Origin of the sequence: Leptothoe sp. EHU-05/26/07-4 (assembly GCF_043421015.1) — a bacterium.
Taxonomy (GTDB): Bacteria; Cyanobacteriota; Cyanobacteriia; order Phormidesmidales; family Phormidesmidaceae; genus Leptothoe; species Leptothoe turfae.
Map to the genome: position 1 here is coordinate 457,077 of NZ_JAXSQV010000006.1, position 18,362 is coordinate 475,438.

The 18,362-nt window shown below is 46.4% G+C and carries 21 protein-coding genes; 13 read left to right on the forward strand and 8 right to left on the reverse strand.

The features are described from left to right. Positions 1–84: 84 nt before the first annotated feature. On the reverse strand, positions 85–348 hold the full coding sequence (locus U2F10_RS24090; RefSeq protein ID WP_499873478.1) for a helix-turn-helix transcriptional regulator: 264 nt from the start codon (positions 346–348) through the stop codon (positions 85–87). Positions 349–534: 186 nt separating this feature from the next. Here U2F10_RS24090 and U2F10_RS24095 point away from each other — a divergent pair, with 186 nt between their 5' ends. From U2F10_RS24095 to U2F10_RS24110, 4 genes are all read left to right on the forward strand, one after another. Beyond that, positions 535–1,143: a hypothetical protein gene (locus tag U2F10_RS24095; RefSeq protein WP_499873479.1), complete on the forward strand. Its 609-nt coding sequence runs from the start codon at positions 535–537 to the stop codon at positions 1,141–1,143. A gap of 95 nt (positions 1,144–1,238) precedes the next feature. Next, positions 1,239–1,514 (forward strand): hypothetical protein, encoded by a 276-nt coding sequence (locus tag U2F10_RS24100; RefSeq protein ID WP_499873480.1) that lies wholly within the window; start codon positions 1,239–1,241, stop codon positions 1,512–1,514. A 238-nt stretch (positions 1,515–1,752) separates the two neighbouring features. After that, positions 1,753–2,088 (forward strand): hypothetical protein, encoded by a 336-nt coding sequence (locus U2F10_RS24105; protein ID WP_499873481.1) that lies wholly within the window; start codon positions 1,753–1,755, stop codon positions 2,086–2,088. 48 nt (positions 2,089–2,136) lie between these two features. Further along, a complete protein-coding gene (locus U2F10_RS24110) occupies positions 2,137–2,430 on the forward strand; it encodes a hypothetical protein (RefSeq protein ID WP_499873482.1) in 294 nt (97 codons plus the stop codon). 138 nt (positions 2,431–2,568) lie between these two features. Here U2F10_RS24110 and U2F10_RS24115 read toward each other — a convergent pair whose 3' ends face one another. After that, entirely contained in the window at positions 2,569–3,720 is a 1,152-nt protein-coding gene (locus U2F10_RS24115) for a pentapeptide repeat-containing protein (RefSeq protein ID WP_499873483.1), read from the reverse strand. Positions 3,721–5,628: 1,908 nt separating this feature from the next. Continuing rightward, complete coding sequence (locus U2F10_RS24120; RefSeq protein WP_499873484.1) at positions 5,629–6,900, reverse strand: SUMF1/EgtB/PvdO family nonheme iron enzyme; 1,272 nt, start codon at positions 6,898–6,900, stop codon at positions 5,629–5,631. Positions 6,901–7,223: 323 nt separating this feature from the next. Here U2F10_RS24120 and U2F10_RS24125 point away from each other — a divergent pair, with 323 nt between their 5' ends. The 7 genes from U2F10_RS24125 to U2F10_RS24155 all read left to right on the forward strand — a co-directional run bounded on the left by U2F10_RS24125 (position 7,224) and on the right by U2F10_RS24155 (position 12,407). Continuing rightward, on the forward strand, positions 7,224–7,364 hold the full coding sequence (locus tag U2F10_RS24125) for a hypothetical protein (RefSeq protein ID WP_499873485.1): 141 nt from the start codon (positions 7,224–7,226) through the stop codon (positions 7,362–7,364). Next, on the forward strand, positions 7,364–9,610 hold the full coding sequence (locus tag U2F10_RS24130; protein ID WP_499873558.1) for an NACHT domain-containing protein: 2,247 nt from the start codon (positions 7,364–7,366) through the stop codon (positions 9,608–9,610). The genes U2F10_RS24125 and U2F10_RS24130 overlap by 1 nt, the downstream gene beginning before the upstream one ends. Before the next feature lie 141 nt (positions 9,611–9,751). Continuing rightward, entirely contained in the window at positions 9,752–10,066 is a 315-nt protein-coding gene (locus U2F10_RS24135; protein ID WP_499873486.1) for a hypothetical protein, read from the forward strand. Between the two features lie 421 nt (positions 10,067–10,487). Further along, the gene (locus U2F10_RS24140; protein WP_499873487.1) at positions 10,488–11,324 is read left to right on the forward strand and encodes a hypothetical protein; all 837 of its coding nucleotides are present in this window, start codon (positions 10,488–10,490) and stop codon (positions 11,322–11,324) included. Between the two features lie 59 nt (positions 11,325–11,383). Further along, on the forward strand, positions 11,384–11,671 hold the full coding sequence (locus tag U2F10_RS24145) for a hypothetical protein (RefSeq protein WP_499873488.1): 288 nt from the start codon (positions 11,384–11,386) through the stop codon (positions 11,669–11,671). Next, positions 11,668–12,006: a hypothetical protein gene (locus tag U2F10_RS24150; RefSeq protein ID WP_499873489.1), complete on the forward strand. Its 339-nt coding sequence runs from the start codon at positions 11,668–11,670 to the stop codon at positions 12,004–12,006. The genes U2F10_RS24145 and U2F10_RS24150 overlap by 4 nt, the downstream gene beginning before the upstream one ends. 176 nt (positions 12,007–12,182) lie before the next feature. Further along, positions 12,183–12,407, forward strand: coding sequence for a helix-turn-helix domain-containing protein (locus U2F10_RS24155; protein WP_499873490.1), 225 nt, complete (start codon positions 12,183–12,185; stop codon positions 12,405–12,407). Positions 12,408–12,434: 27 nt separating this feature from the next. Here U2F10_RS24155 and U2F10_RS24160 read toward each other — a convergent pair whose 3' ends face one another. From U2F10_RS24160 to U2F10_RS24175, 4 genes are all read right to left on the reverse strand, one after another. Further along, a complete protein-coding gene (locus U2F10_RS24160) occupies positions 12,435–12,605 on the reverse strand; it encodes a hypothetical protein (protein WP_499873491.1) in 171 nt (56 codons plus the stop codon). 143 nt (positions 12,606–12,748) lie between these two features. After that, positions 12,749–13,885, reverse strand: coding sequence for a hypothetical protein (locus U2F10_RS24165; protein WP_499873492.1), 1,137 nt, complete (start codon positions 13,883–13,885; stop codon positions 12,749–12,751). A gap of 211 nt (positions 13,886–14,096) precedes the next feature. Next, on the reverse strand, positions 14,097–15,308 hold the full coding sequence (locus tag U2F10_RS24170; protein ID WP_499873493.1) for a hypothetical protein: 1,212 nt from the start codon (positions 15,306–15,308) through the stop codon (positions 14,097–14,099). A 13-nt stretch (positions 15,309–15,321) separates the two neighbouring features. After that, a complete protein-coding gene (locus tag U2F10_RS24175) occupies positions 15,322–15,681 on the reverse strand; it encodes a PadR family transcriptional regulator (protein WP_499873494.1) in 360 nt (119 codons plus the stop codon). Between the two features lie 284 nt (positions 15,682–15,965). Between U2F10_RS24175 and U2F10_RS24180 the strand changes: the two genes are divergently transcribed. Beyond that, positions 15,966–16,211, forward strand: a complete 246-nt coding sequence (locus U2F10_RS24180; RefSeq protein WP_499873495.1) for a hypothetical protein — start codon at positions 15,966–15,968, stop codon at positions 16,209–16,211. Then, positions 16,195–16,320 carry a hypothetical protein gene (locus tag U2F10_RS24185; RefSeq protein WP_499873496.1) on the forward strand — a complete coding sequence of 42 codons (126 nt, stop codon included), beginning with the start codon at positions 16,195–16,197 and terminating at the stop codon, positions 16,318–16,320. Before U2F10_RS24180 ends, U2F10_RS24185 begins: the two co-directional genes overlap by 17 nt. 92 nt (positions 16,321–16,412) lie before the next feature. On the opposite strand, the gene U2F10_RS24190 is transcribed toward U2F10_RS24185, so the two are convergent. Continuing rightward, positions 16,413–18,008, reverse strand: coding sequence for an SUMF1/EgtB/PvdO family nonheme iron enzyme (locus U2F10_RS24190; protein ID WP_499873497.1), 1,596 nt, complete (start codon positions 18,006–18,008; stop codon positions 16,413–16,415). Positions 18,009–18,362 lie beyond the last annotated feature (354 nt).

Consider the following 18,362-nt stretch of genomic DNA (forward strand, 5'->3'; position numbering starts at 1 on the left):
TGGGCGAGATTGCTTTAAGGGCCGGGCAAGCCAGGGTGGGCCAAGGTGATTGATGGCAATGGATCAATTTGGATTTCAGTTGGATTAATCATTAGTTTCAATCTCTCCCCTAAACGCTTTAGCAGCAACATCTAATGTGACTTTTAGAAGACTGCAAAACTTAGAAGTTTGATCTAAATCAAGCTTCGGATTGGCACGCCCTCCCTCCCAGTTGCCGATAGTTTGAACCTTAACTCCTAATTCATCGGCTAGCTGCTTTTGGGAAAGCCCTGCGTTTTCACGGGCGATTTTCAACCACTGGCTAAACGTGATCTTCATTTTGCTGTGCATGTCTATCAAGGCCAGCATACAACCTTCCTTTGCTTTCAATAATTACAAGCTAGTTTTAGCAAATTAAATGCATAAATAGCAAATTAAACTTGACATAGCAAATCAATTTAGGCATGATAGCAATATAAGCAACGAAGGCTGATGCAGCTCTCACCCCGCATCAGCCCTCTAAACCAAACCCTTTCAATCCAAGGATTTGACCTAATGAAAACTGTAACTCAAAATTCTCAAAGCCCCTCACAACCCCTAGAATTCCGTCAAACCCACGACACCCAATACGTTATCTATCTCAACGATCTCAATCTGGGTGCGATCGCATTCAATATCACTGCCGATCGCTGGGAATACCGTCCCTTCTCCCGTCCTGTAAAAGCAACCGGCACACTGGAGCAATGCAAAGATGCGGCTCTGCTGGACCTGGCCCCTGAAGCGCTGCACCATCATAAGTACCTTCAGAGCACCCTCAGCGATCTGCCTCACCGATTTCACATCGAACATGATCCCGCGCTAGGGTATCGAGCCCACTTCACCCCGCTTACCCCTACCCCTGAGCCTGGTCCTGATGGCGCTACCCAATCCGTGGTTTACTCCACCTACTTCCCCACGGCGGATGAAGCCCTCAATGCCCACCGGGACGCCTACATTGATGATGTAATTGCGTATCAAGCATTCAGAGCGTTGCTTGCTCTATCCGAGCGGTTTGATGGCGATGCGGTGATCAACGCATTTGAGCTTCTGAAGCAGATAAACCCCTATGAGGATTACTATCTGGACGCTGCAGCCGGTCGAGTGCCACCCGTCTCAGCATTGTAAGGCGATCGGTGATTCCCCTGCATCTACCGACTCCCTCTCTCTCCCGCTACTCCTCTCTCGATCATTCTCTTCACTTACGATCACGAACACCCATCATGACACCCGCTACACCTGTGAATCCCAGTCCTGAAGCTCCTAGCATCAACATTCCAGTCAACTCTGATCAATCCCAGTCCCAAGCTCAACTCCGCTCCTTCCTCATGGCCCTGGTCCACAGTTATGGCCTCACAGCTGTTCTTGAAGCGCTGAATGAAGGAATGTTTGGGCATTTCGATAACACTTTAGAAGAGAACGATATCTCTACCCCGATCCTAGAAGCGCTGGGCACGGCTCACACAGTCTCGAAATACGTGATGAACGACCAGGGATAAGAAGCGTTCTGAGGATAACCATAGTCATGACTATGGTTATCCTCTGCCCTGGCTGAACTTCATAGTCATGACTACGAGGTTGAGAGTCTGAAAGTCTTGCTCTGAGGATAACTCTTATCACGATAAGAGTTATCCATGCCTTCTCTCTACAGGCTGAGATCTCAGAACCAAAGCCATTGCACTCACCTGCATCCACTCGCACTCCACAAAAAACCTGAAACCCGTCTTGGTAAAGCCCATGAAATCAACTAATCCGACTCCTTCCTCTTCCCCTTCCCCAGCTCCCATCTCTGCTCTCACGCTTGAGCCCGATCCAGCTTGGCAAGAATTCTCGCTCGAATGTTTCAAACGAAGCCTACCGGATTGGCTTCAGAACATGATCGATCAAGACTATTTCCATATTCGTACCGAGATCGATCATGAGGCGAGATCCTTTGTCTTCGTAGGCAACAAATACTTTTGCGCGGCGATCTCAGCCAGTATCGAAGCGTTTGGGCTCGCCTATCCAGATTGGGAGATCTCAACCTCCTGTATCCAGGGAGAGAATCAACGTAGTCATGACTATAGCGATTAGTAAGCAAGAAAAAGATCAAGGAGGTGTCACTGGAGAACCAACGTAGTCATGGCTATGGTGATTAGCAAACAAAGAGAAAATGGGAAGAACAGGGAGAACGGCGAGAACGGCGAGAAAGAGATCGCCGCCATCGCTGCCATGCAGGACCTGATCGCGAAATTCGGGTTTGCTCATGCGATCAATGCCCTGGACCAATGTATTCAAGGGAGTCCTGAGATCAGGCAATGGCATTTTGATGGATTTAGCCCACTGCTTGAAATGGTAGCCGAGCATGAAGGTGTGCAGCAGGAGATCGCAGTGCTGGGGTATTTGCTAGAGGCTGATGGTGGAGGATCGAGGTGATGGGGACTCTTGAGCCATGTACAGATACAGATGCAGATACACCGGGGAAAGTAAAGTATGCCCTAACCAAGCGTAAGTAGTGGCAGCGGGCTTTGATAGTCGTCATCTGGCCATAGTGCGTTCCTTTCCTACAAGTTGTTAGGACTTCGATAAAGTCTCGGGAGACGTGATGCCCAACTCTTGCTTTAGTTTCTCTGGAATATCTGTAGCCTTGGCAACTTCTTCCTTATCAGGCCAGACAGTCTCAGAGGACCATCGAATCTTTTGGAGGTTAGCTCCTTCAAGAGCAGCACCTGTAAGGTTAGTGCCTGTGAGATTGGCCTTGAAGAGCTTGGCTTGAATAAGCTTCGCCTTTTTGAGATCAGCGCCTTCAAGATCGGCCTGCATGAGATTAGTATGTGTGAGATTGGCAGAATAAAGATTTGTCTTGACAAGGCAGGCACCGACAAGGTCTGCACCGTGGAGATCGGCTTGTCGTAAAGTGGCTTCCTGAAGGTTGGCCCGATCAAACAGCGTATATACAAGAGTAGCGTTTGCAAGATTTGCACCTACAAGTTCCGCCGCACCGAGGTCGGCTCGGCTAATACGAGCTTTTTCTAAATTGGCTCCTGTCAGCTCAACTCCAAAAAGCCTAGTCAATGGCAGTTTAATTATTCTGCCCGTGCTATCAAATGAACTATTACGTCTGCCAATAACTGATAAAACACTCTGAATATCTTCATTGATACATAGAGCATCAAAGTTTTCGGGATCAGCCCTGTACTCCTCCTTGAAATAAGCGTCCTCTTGATCATAAGGATCATAAGATTCTACTTGATGTGGAGACTTCTCTCGAATGAAGGCTGTTAATACCTCCATAACGACTGGATGATCTTCTTTTGAGTCTCTAGCAATTCTCTCAAGAGAATAAATGCCGCCTAGTCGCACTTCAATCTTTTCACTCGCCAGCATTTCTACCGCTTTGCTGAAGCGATCCGTAACATTTTTATCCTCAGTAAGCTTATAGTTTTGCCACGCCAGATAAGCTGTGGCAATGAAACCTAAACCTGCGATTGTTTGGGCAACCTGGAGTACATTGTTTCGGTTGCTATTTATCAGGTCTGCCCGACGTTTAGCATCTTCGCTTACAGTAACGGGCACGTTTCTATTCGGCAATAAGACCAATAGAAACCACAAAAGGGAAACAGTCCCAACACTGCCTAAACAAATGCTGCCAACTGTGATGGCCCAACGCGGTGGCGATTTAATCCAATTGATGCGGGAGCTAACCCATTGAGGTAGCTTTGTCATGAAGCAAATTTTCTATGATAGTGCCCTAGGTTATATCGCACGATGGGGCTTTATGGGAACAAGAGTAATCCAGTCAATCAAACAGCAGCCAGGACTTTCCATACGATTACTTCACCCCCACCTTCTCAGGACCAACCACCTTGATTGTTGTACCTGGACTTATTTGAATATCGACTAAGCCGCCATATTTAACTACAGCAAGCCCAAGAAGAGTTACCCCCAAAACGATAGTGGGGATTATGATATTGATTGAGTGTAATTTCATGGTTTCGATTCCATTGAATGCACGAACTGAGGCCGCCTCTCGCACAGGTGGCCTTTTGGTTTACAGAGGTTTCAAACAAACAACAAAACGTCAATCAACGTTGAGTGCTTGTTATATCAATTGACTTTGCTCACAAGTATAGTCTCTGGTTTGGGAGAGTACGATACCTCACGCCAGTAGTCAAACTTTAGGAGCCTGAACTGATGCCACAGAGTCAGGAAAGATTGATAAAAAATCCAATGAGAATTATAGGGATCTTTACTCTCATGTTCTGGTTTACGTAAAATATATGCCTGGATTGAAGATCGCTTGAACTAAAATGAAGAATTATTGAACGTTACACTGCGAAATATTTTTCAGCAAACGATAACGGCAAATAGCTTTTCAGCTTTAAGGCTAGTCACAAACAAAGCCCTCAACTCCGCTGGAATCAGGGACTTATTCACTGCCAGTTAGTGTATTGCCGGGTAACAGCGGGAATTACACTTTGCTATCGATGGTGTGACGATTTCTGCGTCGCTTACCTGGGGGATAAACCTTGCGCCCCAAGTAAACTGAACAAGAAGATACAGCCTGGGTGCTACTGTGCGATCTCAACAATCCGCTCTTTAGATGTAACTTTACGCATATAATTCACGACATCAGTGATTGCTAGAAGCTGTAAATAGTAAGAGTTATTGAACAGTGGTGATATCTAGTCACTTTTATTCAGGAAACTAGTTAGCAACAACAAACCCCTGGCACTTTGTCTACAGAGAGTTAGTTCATTTGAATACAGATGAACTAACCAACACACCGAGCCGTCATTCCTCGCACCCCACCCCTATCCCATCTATGCCCTAACAGTCTCCCTCCCAACAATCTCCCTATCTCCGCAGCCGTCCTCCCCGCTTTCTGCAAATTCGTAGCAAAGCTCCTACGAAAACTATGCGTTGAAATCCCTTCCAGCTCTGGAGCAGCTTCAACCACGATGATGATGATGATGCGGTTGGATTGAATTGCAGAGATTTTGAGGCTCAGTACCTCGGATATACGAGAACCGGTGAAGTATGCGATCGCAAACACGACGGACCACGATCTCAAACACGATGGATGGAGTTCATAGATCACATAAGACTTGCGTGTGCCAATTCAGAGCATCCACTCTGATCATCAGCGTAGACAGCAGTAGGCCAGAAAAAATCTTCAACATCGCTGAAAGCATTGAAAACTGGTTGACTAGTTGCCATGCAAGGCAGTTCCACAGGACTAAATCTGTTCCCAAGTCGTTGCCATGAGATGGTTTCAGGCTTTGTGAAGTTGATTGCTCAAAATTTGGACTGGACTAGGATTAAAATCGCTGATTGGCACATTGTGACAGTCAGATGGATTGATTATGAAGTCAGCCGCTCTTGAGTGTGACAGTTGCGACACAAAACAGTTGTCTCACAACGCCCGTTTGTGGAAAAGTTATTCAGGTGCTAATTAATATGCTCTGAGGTTAGGTCATCTAGTGAAATGTTCAGAACTCTGGCTATTTCCTTGAAAGTAACCAGAGCATTTTGAATGATGGATGCAAGCATTCTTAATCTGGGCCTGCCTGTCTCGCATTGAGATTTTTGCAAAATATAAAAAGGAAAGGATGAAAAGCGTAACTAGGAACCTTAAGGGGAACAGGTGACACGAAATCCGAAGTTTTTGCGCCGAAATGCTGGCATGACGTACAACCGAGCCGCCGACCGACAACGAAAGAGTCGATTGTCCCATGAGCCACCACGTACCATTCGAAAGTTTGAATTGCCTCCCTGAGTCCAGGCACTGCCATCTGTCGGCGCACCAAGGTAGTTGCTGTGCATATGATCCTGGCACCACTCCCAGACATTTCCATGCATGTCATAGAGGCCAAAATTGTTAGGAGAATATCTCCCAACAGGTGTTGTTTTCAGTACATTGTTGGAGAAATTAGCTTGTCCCGCTGTAAGGATGGCTCCAAAAGAGAATGGTGTTCTTGTCTCTGCTCGGCAGGCATACTCCCATTCAGCTTCACTAGGTAATCGAATAGGTTGTCCAGTTTGCTGTGAGATTGTTTCGCAAAACTTCGCTGCATTATGCCAAGTCACACACTCCACTGGAAAATTGTCGCCTCTGAATATACTTGGATTTTCCTCCATAACAGCCTGGTATTGCTCTTGTGTGACAGGGTATTTCCCCATCCAAAACTCAGGAACTGCTACTTCATGTTGTGGCAGTTCATCACCACGTCCCTCCCCTTGAGGAGACCCCATGAGAAACTTTCCACTGGAAATATATAACAGCTCTAGAGCTACTCCATTCCCTAGGTTTAGGGTCTTGGAAGATTTATTAGTAGTTTCTTGCGGCTTATTCTCCCTGGTCGCTGGTTCTTGTGAAGCTGTAGCTAACTGAGCAGATTGTGAAACTAATGTTTTGGGGGAACTTGCTTCAGACTGCAATAAGTCTTTTATTGCTTTCACCAGCCTGTCCATATCTGCATGAAAGCGAGGATCATACCCAACCTGGGTGCCATTACGTCGCGCTAACTTATGTAGTGACTCAGGTAATTGCATGCGCTTTGGCAGACTGGCTCCTTCCAATAAGACCGGAATTACAGGGATATTACGTTTTAGTGCCGATTCAACTTCGATACGTACAAAATCATCAGGATTATCTAGTCGCTTGGCCCCATCTACTTCAGTGGCCGATACCCAAGTTTTACCAATAATGACTAACAGCACTTGGCACTGACCGACCGCTTTATCTAGTTCCTCAGCAAAGTCGGAGCCAAGAGGAATGCTGTCCACATCCTTGTAAACACGGTCTTTGCCAAATGCAGTCACCAGGCGATCGTAGATTCTGCCAGTTTCCGCAATAGAGTCACTACGACGGTAGGAAATGAATATCGATCCTGAGCTCGACATTGGCTAATACAGGTCTAACATCACACGCTGAAAGCAGTTCTGCTCGCCAAGTTAGAGTCGCTTTCTACTATGTAGTATCTATTAAAAACAGTCTGCTTGATGAATGTCAGGAATCCACCCCCAGGCATTGAAGCTATAGATGGCAGACGCATTACCGATCTGCCTACTATTAATTTTCTTATAAAAATCAGCCCCTAGTGCTCAGTGCATCGGGGGCTATTTAGTGCGACCCTTAAGTCTACGAAATCCCGATAGCCCCGCTGTATACTCCTGATAGCGCGGTTAACCGTGAATCGTTATTTGCGTTATCCCCAGGTATCTCCATGAGTAGACCTGCCACTGGCCGAACCACCAAACTTAGCCGAACTACCCAGCTTAACCGAACTAATAAGCTTGTTAGAGTACCGATTCGCTTTGAGGCTGAGAAGGAGTTGGGGCAGCAAGTACAGCAGGGGCAGAAGTGATGCTAGGGAATGGGGCAGCAAAGGTTGCGATCGCACTTCTCTTAGCCTCGACTGAGCAATCCGAACCCGATCCGGTGTCTACGCTGCTTAAGCAACTAGAGCAGCTAATGTCTCCCAGAGCTTGGGCTGTGCTCTTTGTGGGAGTTTTCGCGCTTCTATTTCTCCTAAATATTGGTGACCAGATATCTGGGATTCTCAGTTGGTTAGGTGTTCCAAGCCCCTTTCAGAGATCGCAACCTTCTACAGACCAGCTAGAACGCACCCGCCATCAGCTACTGACAATTGTCAAAAAAGAGGTGGATCGTCGTTTAGCTACGTCTTTGCATGAATTGGTCAAACTGGATCTCTATATGGAAGACCAGCAGCAACGGGTAGGGAGTCCTCAGTATAAGCTGGTGCCTGAAGATCCGCCCAAGGACCCTGAACCGAGCTTTCAAGCTGTTAACCGGGTACTACATCAAAAAGGGAATAAACCACCACTGGACTTGAAGCGCACACAGAAAATCTTTGAGGTTTTTGATCGTCAAGATATTGCGGGAAAGCTTCTGATTCTAGGAGAACCAGGTTCAGGAAAAACGACCGAGTTGCTGCAGTTAGCCAAGGACTTGGTTGCTCGGGCGGAAGAGAATGAACGTTACTCAGTGCCTGTGATCTTAGAGCTATCGAGCTGGGATGGGGAACCCATTGATAAGTGGGTGGCTAGTCAACTGAAGAAGCTCTATAGCCTGTCGGGAGAGACCACAAAGACATGGTTAGCAGGCAGTCAAATACTGCTTTTGCTCGACGGATTAGATGAGCTAGGACTGACAAAGCAAAAACAGTGTGTGGAGAACATTAACCAATTTTTAGACACGACTCGCACATCAGAGATCGTTGTTTGTTGTCGTCGAGAAGAGTATGAGGCAGGCCAAGTTGAGCTGGATGCATTGAATGGGGCTGTCTATTTAGAAGCTCTGAAAGAAGATCAGATCCGTCAATATTTTGAAGAATTAAATCGACTGAGCCTTTGGGAGAATGTTAGAGGTAATCCAGCTTTACTAGAATTAGCTGAGAAGCCACTGTTTCTGTTCATGCTAGTGGTGGCTTATCAGGGGAAGCCAATTCGTAGCGAGCAGGAGTTGTTTGATGCCTATATTAAAAAGCAACTCCATGTTCCTGTTAATCAGGGCACCTATAAACCAGGCAAAGAACCTACCCTACGGAAAACTCTGCATTACCTTATCTGGTTAGCTCAACAGCTTGAAAACGTAAGTGAAACTGAGTTTTTGATTGAGGGATTACAGCCTACTTGGTTATCTTTCACTACGCAAATAAGACTGTACAGATTGAGTGTCGGCCTGAGTATGTGGCTGATTGCCTGGCTGATTAGCGGGCCGATTTTCGGGCTACTTGGTATCCTGATTGTCTGGCTGATTAGCGGGCCGATTTTTGGCTCGATTGTCAAGCTGATTGGTGGACCGATTGTCTGGCCAATTGTCAGTTTGCCTGGCTCGCTGATTGAAGGGTTGATTATCGGGTTTGATTTAGGGTTGATTGTTGGATTGGTTTTCGGACTGATTTGCTTATTGGATGACCTTGCTATCAAATCAAAAGAAAAATTGCAGTGGTCTTTTGACAAACTTCTTTTCTGGCTGGGTGTCGGGTTGATTGGTGGACTGATTATCGGGCCGATATTCTGGCTGGTTGTCGAGTTGATTGGCTGGTTTCTCGTCTGGCTGAGTGGCCAAGGGAATGGCGAGCCGATTGAAGGGCTGATTATCGGGCTGATTGGCGGACTGATTATCGGGCTGATTATCGGGCTTCCTACTGGGTTGATTGATGGGCTAAGTGGTGTTTCAATCACAGAAAAAGAAACACCAAATCAAGGCATTAGAAAAAGCATTCAAAATGCTCCCCGCGCGGGACTGATTATCGGGCTTCTTGGCGGGATAACTGCCGGAGTAATTAATGGACTAATTGATGGGAGGGGTGGAGGGCTAATTAATATGCTGAATAGCGGGCTATTGGCTGGGGTGATTGTCGGATTGCTTAGCGGGGTTATTGGTGGGTTTGCTGGTGGGTTAGATGTAGCAATCAAACACCTCATCCTCCGTATCTTCCTCACACTCAACGGAGACACCCCATGGAACTATGCCCGTTTCCTCGACCATGCCGTCAAACATCGATTCATCCAAAGAACGGGTGGTCGCTATCGCTTTGTGCATGATTTGCTACGGAAACACTTTGCAGCGATGCCTTTGGAGTAGGGGGTGTGGACCGAGGTAGAGGACGCGACACCATGATTGCCACAGGAAAGTTACGTCACAGGCGGCTTATGTCGCCAGAAGGATGAATCAGGACTAAGGGCTGCTTGCTTTCTTCGTCGATCAACTGTCCAGGAGGACCAGGTGGGTGGCACCATCAACAACGAAGCGGCTAAAATACCTTCCCTCTCTTCCCTCTCTGAAACCACTACCGAGATCCAAACCCTACTCAAGCAGCTCAAAGCATCCAACCCCACAGCGACCGAAGCACAGCAGACGGCGTACCTTGATGCGTTGATCCCACCTACGCAACGTGAGCGGTTAATTGGTGCGTTGAAGGCAGCGGGCAATGCTGCAATCGATGATCTCCCCTACGGCTCAGTACTCAAAGCATTAGTCGAAGGATGGCAAAGGCCAAGCCAAACCCAAGAAGGTAAGTCTGACAATCAGCTCAGCTGACTGATATCAAAAAGAGCAAATCTTCCCAAAAATCTTTCTCAGAAAAAATATCTTCTAGGTCCTTGCTCTGCTCGATCCAAGAGGCCTATCCGTTGCCATCAAATTTTATGTCTATTCAGACTACACATTAGATGACTTTGAAGTTATAGTAGAGCCAGTCCAGCACTCCTAGCACCATGAAAAGAAGAGCCAAGAAGGTCTCAGCGTACTTAACGCCTGAGCTACATCAAAAAGTTAAAAAGCTAGCCGCTCGTAACCAAATGAGCATCAGTACATTCATTGCATATCTTCTCTCTAAGCAAGAGAGTGTCTAATCTGACCCAATCTGTGATTTCAGGTCAGGGTGAGTTGGCGGCATTAGAGCTTTCAAGTAACAGAAGTTTTTTTTGGATTACGAAATGAAATACATGAGGATGAAATCATGAGTGAAACCGTTTTAGCGTTGCAAGTGCGCAAGGCTATTGACTCAGAAAGTCTTGTTGAATTTATCAGAGAAAATTTGCAGGGTGAAAACCTTAGCATCAAAGGAGTTGCTGCTCTTTGTGGTGTCGCGGACACGTCTATTATTCGGGGCGCTGCCTTTAAGTCGCTCGCGCTAGCCGGAAGGCTTGAGAATAAAGGGTTTGAGGCCGCTGCCTTGGCTGAAGAAGGATTCAATCCTGTCGCCACTTGGCTGACAATCGATTATTTTGCTAATGAGTCAAAGGCCAAGGCGGTTTATGCTAAGGCGATTGCCAACACGTTTGGAGCATTTGGCGTTAAATCCGCGTTTAATCAAATTTCACACGAGAATTTTAATCAGCAAATCCAACCCAATGAACCCAGATTGATTGCTGGTTTTGTCGATGCAGGAAAAGCCCTCGGAAAAATGTTTGGGCCTGCATATGGTGAAAGCTTTACGTTATTAAATATCAAGAAGCACTGTCCTAACGTGGCATTGCCTGAGGTGCCTGCCCAAGAGCGAGCTTCTCTCAAATCTGCTGAAGCCTTACTCACCCCAACAGATATCGGTAAGGAACTGGGCATCGTTTACAGCACCGGCAGGGGGCATGCCGTCAAAGTTAACCATCTACTTAGGGAGCTGGGCTATCAGGAAAAGATTGGGGAGAAGGGTCCATGGTCCGCTACTGAAAAGGGTAAACCATTTAGTGAACGTAAACCCATATCAACCAACAGCAAGTCTGATAAAGACCAGTTGTTCTGGTATGCATCGATCTTAGATGAGCTACGGAAGAACTGTATAGAAACCGCAGCTTAATCTGACATTTTGTCAGGATATCGACTCACTCAACTATCAACTATTCGGAGAATACCCTCATGCCTCAACTCACAACTGCCTACACTCTATCGTTGCAATGGCTAGAGTCTGAAGGTTACCAGCTTATTGATCAAGGTATCTACAGCAAGCAGCCAGAACTCGACGGTCCTCTGGAAATTCAAGTCGTTGGTGCTCAGGCAACCGGTCATGCTCACGTTCAAGTGGTGGACACGGATGACAACTGGGCTGATTTACCAGAGATTGTGTGTCACACCACAGAGCAATTCATCGCTGTTGTCCGGAATCTTGAGTGTCTGGCTAAGAAATTGGGAGAGGCTGAGTCATGAGTTTAACCGGGTTACTTCATGACATCGATGCTTGGCTTGAGAACCATGGCTGGTGTCTGGTGGATAATGGGATTTATACCCAGGAGGACTGGAGCGACGATGACATCTGTTTGGGGCTTCACATTTCAGGGGCTCCAGAGACGCCAGAAGTCTTTCAAGTTCGCTTCATGCAGTTCAAAGGTGTTATCGAGTTATTGGATTTACCTGGCATCGAGGTGGATTCCCTCTCACAGTTCATTGCGATCGCAGAAAACATCAGGTTAGCCATCAGCCTCATCAAGCTAGCCGAAAGTGGACGGCCTCAAATGAGCCTGATTCAAGGGGGGATTCAATGATAAGCGGTCCCAAGCCGATAGATGCCAAAAACCAGCTAAAGGGGATCCGGCCTGGCTGCCAACTCAGGCGGGTAAGCCCTACTCAATGATGACTATGGCCACTGGGCAGTATGGAGATACGACTAGTTATCAACATTTGAAGTGGAGTGAGCGGGTGCTGGAATTGTTTGAGGGAGATGTGGCGGCATGATCTACACCACAGAAATGACTACAACTATGGCCATTTAATGGTGGACATGAATAAGGTCACCATCAACCGTATGAAGAGTAAATTCGAGTTAGATTTCAACCCAACTCCTGGGACGTTAAACAAACTTTGTAGCGCTTTGAATTGCCAACCCGGCGATTTATTGCGCTATGTGCCTGATGAGGTGGTCGATGATGAAAATCAACCTAACTAAAATGCTCCAGAGAGCCTAAATAACTAACTACTTAGCTTCTGGCAATACTTGTTCAGCCTGAGCTGTTCCGTCAATCAAAATATCCAGCCATTCTGACTTAATCTGGACAATTCCTTGATTCTCCAAGGCAACAATCCCTAAAATAACCAAGCCAACCACACAAAGTGGCACTAGAATGTTGAGGTAGTGTAATTTCATGGTTTCGACTCCATTGAATAAATAAATAAATGCACGAACTGGGGCCGCCTTGGCAGAGGTGGCCTTTTGGCTTATTTGGTTGGCAGGTAGATGGTGCGAGATTAAGCTAAGAGAGATTGCGTTCAGAACAACCGTGTTAATGATCAGTCATCGATAGTATGGTCTCCAAAAGGTAAAAACAGATTCTCTAATTTCACCTGGATATAGTAGGCCCAGAGAAGAAAGAGAAATTCATGAGTGAGGCGTTGTTGAATTTGCCAGGGGGAAGCGTTTGTTTTCTTCAGGCGACGTTGCAAGTAACCTAGCTCTGCAACGTATTCTTCTGGCAGAAAAGCGATGAGGTGCGTTGTGTGCGGAAGGGTTGAGGAGCCTTGGAGTTTGGAAAGCGCTACCAGAAAACTGAATAGTGCTAGGGTGGATGCACCTAACAAAATTCCTGACTGTAGGAAAGTATGGGTACGATTAGGCTCACGACTCAAGAGAGTTTCTAATGTGTTTCCTTGTTGCAGCGTTAGTCCATGATTTTTTTCTAACTCTGCAGCTAGAATGAATACGAGTAAAGTCTTGTTAGTCCTATCCAACTCCTGAGCCAGTTCTTGAGTCAGCTCTTGAATCTGAGCGAGTTCCTGAGCCTGAGTCAGCTCCTGAGCCAACTCTTGACTCCGAGTCAGAATACTATCCTGAAGCGAAACCCCGATCGTAACCATAAATAGATCTTGAGCCAGAAACTGTGCTAAAGATTGGCTATAATCAGACCCCAGCTCCATACCCTGAATTTGAGCCAAGTCCTTAGACAAATTCTCGGCTAGAAACTGAGCCTGAGACTGCGCATGGATCAGTTTCTGTACCTGAGCCAGAGTCTGAATCGAAACCTGAGTCTGATTTTCAAGCCTTATGAGTGAGTTCGCTAGCCCCCGAACCTTAGGCTGAATCAATGATAGTGCTGGTCTCCCCGTCTGGGCATCAAGCAGAATTACAAGCGAAATCGGTCTATTCGTTAAATGCTGAATGGCTAATTCCGTGTTCTGCAAACCACGTGTTTTAGAGATTCGTTCAATTTCTAATATTGCTCTGAATTCATTCTGTTTAGTCTTTTGTTCTTTTGTTAGTATCTCCACCGACTCAAAAAGCTCTAAAGCCCATGATGGATATTTAGGACGATTATTTACAACTGCCTGCAATTGCAAAGCAGAAACCCCAAGAACAAGCAAACTACCCATACCCAGCAGCAGGCGATCGCGCCACAGCTTCCGAATCCTTCGGTTAAGGCTTCTCTTCATCTCAAACCCTCCATACACACCGAAAACCACAGGCAACTGCTATAGCAATCGACACAAGCTTATTAAGCTTGATAATTGTGGAGCCAGATAACCGAATCCTCAGCTCAATAGTATCGGGAGCCAATGTTGTTGTTGAGGGTTTGGGTCGCTTTCGATAAAGCATGGGGTGACTCCTTATGAAGAGCAATCGAAGTAAAGCTAGAACTAGAAGTTAATCGTCAATGGTGTGGTCTTTGTTGGACTCCAAAAACAGTTTATCTATCTGCATTTGGACATAGTGGACCCAGAGTAAGAAGAGAAATTCATGAAATAATCGTCGTTTAATTTGCCAAGGTGAGGCTTTCTGTTTCTTCAGGCGGCGTTGTAAGTAGCCTAATTCAGCAACATATTCCTCTGGCAAGAAGGCGATGAGATTTGCTGTTCTTGGCAAGCTGGATGAACCTTGCAGATTGAGAAATGTTGCCAGTATGAGAAATAATGCTACTGCAGACCCACCGAGCAAAAAGCCTGACCGTCTTGAAGTACGGGCTCGGATTTGCTCGTTCTCTGAAAGTTTCTTTAAAGTATTGCCTGTTTGTAGAGTTAGCCTATGAGTTCGTTCTAGCTCTGCGGATATAAGCAGTCCTACGAAAATGTCATCCGTTAGGCTTGTAGCCAATCCTAAATCAAGAGCCTGTTGCTGAGCCTGTTTTAGATCCTGTTTCAGAAAAGGATCCAGCTCCCAATCCTGCCCCATAGATAGAGACAGGACCTGATCCAGAGCCAGATCCAGAGTCCGTGCTTCTGCTGCCTGTGGCCAAGTCACGGACAGAGCTTGATTCAGGGCCTGAGCCTGAGCCTGAATCTGTTCCCGTGCCCTTACTTGTTCCAGATCCTGTTTTAGAAAAGAATCTAGACCCTGAGCCTGAATCTGTGCCCCTTTCAGCTCAAAAGCTTGAAACAATCCCTGAATCTGTGCCCGAGTCCCTTCCAGAGCCAGAGCCTGATACAGATCCCGATCCCGATCCTGAGCTAGATCCTGAGCCTGAGCCTGAATCTGCTTCAGAGACAGAGACATAGCCGGAGTCTGTACTCGAACCTGAGCCTGAGCTATAGCTAGAATCAGATCTCGCTGCTGAGAAAAAAGGTCATCTTTATTTCGATTCAATAATGACCACTTAGTGATCGATAAAAAACGGTCTTCCGAGATGCTTAGAGCCTTGAAGATTGCTGCCTCTTTCGCTTCCTCAGATGCTTTCTCATCTGTTAATACCTCCACTGACTGAAAAAGGTCTAATGACCATGATGGATAGTCAGGATTTCGATGCTTTAAGACTGTCTGTAACTGCACTCCAGAAAATGCAACAATGATCAAACTCCCCACACTCACCAACAAGCGATCGCGCCACAGCCTCCGAATTTTACGCTTAAGACTTCTCTTCATCTAAAGTCCCTCCTCACGTAGCTGGCGCTTGGCCTGCTCTCTGAGCCAATGAAGCCCGATATTCCTGCACTGCCCTTAGCGACCTGGCCCCCAAACCAGTCACTTTGTAATATTTCCTCCGAGCACCCCCTGACTCATCCACTTCATCGCCCCATTTCCAGGACACTAGCCCCTTCTTCTCCAAACGATTTAGTGCCGGATACAAGCTGCCAAACTTCAGCTCACTAGGCCGACCGAGATTCAACTGGTCCAGAATTTCTAGACCATACAGCTCACGTCCCATCAACGCGGTGAGGACATCCTCATCTATGGCTGAGATGCGTGCTGGTTTTTGGTCCTTATCATCAGAATCTTTCTCTTTCTTGGAAGGCATGACACCAACCTCATTGTGAGTATCGCTATAGACATCGATTCAAAATCGACACCTACATACTATTCGAAAAACATATAATTGTGTGCAAGTTTCTAGGAAATATTTAGGATGATCTTTGAACCGTCCTTTCTAGTATTAGAAATGCAAGTTTCAATAGTCTAGGATTGGCCGAGAAGCTGGAGATAAGAGGATTTGATGCTGCAAGTCTAGCCGCTGCCTTGACTGAAGAAGAATTCAATTCAATCCGCTAAATGGCTAACGATTGATCAGACCCTGAGACGGGTGTGTACTCGGTCAGCTCGGTCAGCTTTGGTAAGTTCTTAGAGCTGAGAAACCAGCTTAAGTCTCCATTTATCGAGTTCCACACAATGGAGCAGTTTATTGCGATCGCAGAAAACATCAGGCTAGCTATCGGTCTGCTCAAGCTAGCCGAAAGTGGTCGGCCTCAGATGAGTGTTATTGATGGGGGCCTGAAGGGGGTGTCCGGTGATGGGAGCCTAAGGGGAGTGGCCGATGATGGGGATGATTAGCGATCGCAGGCCGATGGATATCAAGAGTAAATCTGATCAGGATCAGTGGCTATGGCGAGCATCGATTATTGACGATCTACATGGTCAGGATATGGCTGTAACGGCGTGAGCGAACACAAGGTGTAAGCTTCTCTGGAAAGTGCCTACGCTATCGAGCTTGTTCAAAAAGTGCCAGCACTTAGAATTTGATTTGTTTCCTTATCATTTTGTTGGCGCACTGGAGTCTGCCAGTTTAGAACAGGCAACTCGAAAACCCGTAAAGTTGCCGAATTCATCGGGCGCACAGTCGCAGCGGTTAGCAGAGCGGCAATTCCTAGGACGATCACCCCAAGAGCCCCCACGCATAACACGATAGGCCTCATTGTCATTTGTGCCCCCTATATCCCTATCGATTGGATCACTTGCATAATTGTTATGCAAGTAGTCTTGACAATATTCCCAGACATTACCGTGCATATCGTAGAGGCCAAATTTATTAGGCGAGAAACTGCCCACATCCATTGTCTGCTCTCGAAAGCTACCTTTTGGACCAGCGCCATAAGAGCCTGAGTAAATTTTGTTTCTAAACTTCCGGTCAATTCCTCGATAATTGGCCAATTCAGTGGTTATCGTAGGTCCAAAATAGAATGGACTCGTCGTCCCGGCTCGACAGGCGTATTCCCACTCAGCTTCACTTGGGAGACGATACTTCTGACCTGTATGGACAGAGAGACGCTTACAAAACTCAACCGCGTCATACCAGGACACACACTCAACTGGACGATTATCGCCTATGAAGTGTGATGGATCAGGCTTCAACGCTCTATCTACATCATCCAACAACGACACCGAATGCCACTGAGCTTGAGTCACCGGATACTTTCCCATCCAAAAAACAGGCACCTGTACCTTATGCTGTGCTTCATCGTCCAAACGTCCAGCTTCGCTCTCGGAAGAACCCATCCAAAAGCGTCCTCCTGGAATTTTCACTAAATCTAAATAAACGCCATTAATTAGGTTTTCTCGATAGTACTCTGTTGTTTTTTCTTCACGGCTCTTAATATCTCCTGTGCTATTAACTTTCACGACCTCAAACGAGAATGTTGGCAGTGATGATGGCGAAGTATTAGTCTGCTTTGGCACTGCATTAGGAGCTGAGTTAGTAGATATAGCTTTATCAAATGTCTGATTATTAATTGTTCCACCACTCTGAGATCCCTGTACAGTTTCAGCGAAGCCTCCAGCAAACTGAGAATTATTGAATATAAATACATTGCGCTCGGTGCGCTCAGATGTTGAGAGTCTTGTTGCTAGCGACTCAAGCGCTTTCCTTAATTGTGCAATCTCTTTCTCAAGGGAGGCTTTGGACTCAGATTTGGGTCTATTCAGGGCATTGGGGAAACTATATTCAATAACCCTGACTAATTGCTCAAATCCATCGGGCTCGAAAAAATTTAGCCACTGATAATCAATAAAGCTTATGCCATAGTCTTCCTGTCGAAGCTCTGGAATTTGGCAATCATCTAAGCGAAGTGGAATGAAGTAAATCTGCCCTGCCGGTTTATTGGCCATTTCCTGCAGGGCCATTCTAAACTCCCGCTGTACATAGCCTCGCTTATGTATGGACTGCTGCGACAGGCAAGCAATGAATACATCACTTCCTCGGATTGCCTTGGGAATTTCGGCTCGCCAGCTTTGACCAGGCAGTAAATCAACCTTATCTAGCCAGGGTTTGAATCCTCTAGCCTTTAGACGGTTGTATAAGTCAATAACAGCAACTTTATCTTCATGGGCATGAGCCAAAAATATCTGGACCATCAGTTACCATAGGGCTATCAGTTTCAAACACATCCAGAAAGCGGCTCTAACTTGGCGGTTGGGAGCCGTTTTCTGTATCTATACCCCATTAAAGCTAGTTTTCTTGGTCAGTGGCAGGAAACGTGACGCTTGGCTTAATACTGGAGCAGCACAAGCGACTATCGATGAGCTACGAAGCTGCATCAGAGTCTCACAGACTGAAAGCCAGCCAGCCAGAAGCTATCCTACAGCCAAGTCAAAGTCATCCTCCTGAGGTCAGCCATGTGGGAAAGTGCTATCGGCGGTAGGGTATTGCGATCGGCGGTTACTTTCTACTTTCCACTCGTACAACCATGCGATCGCATCAGAACTTGC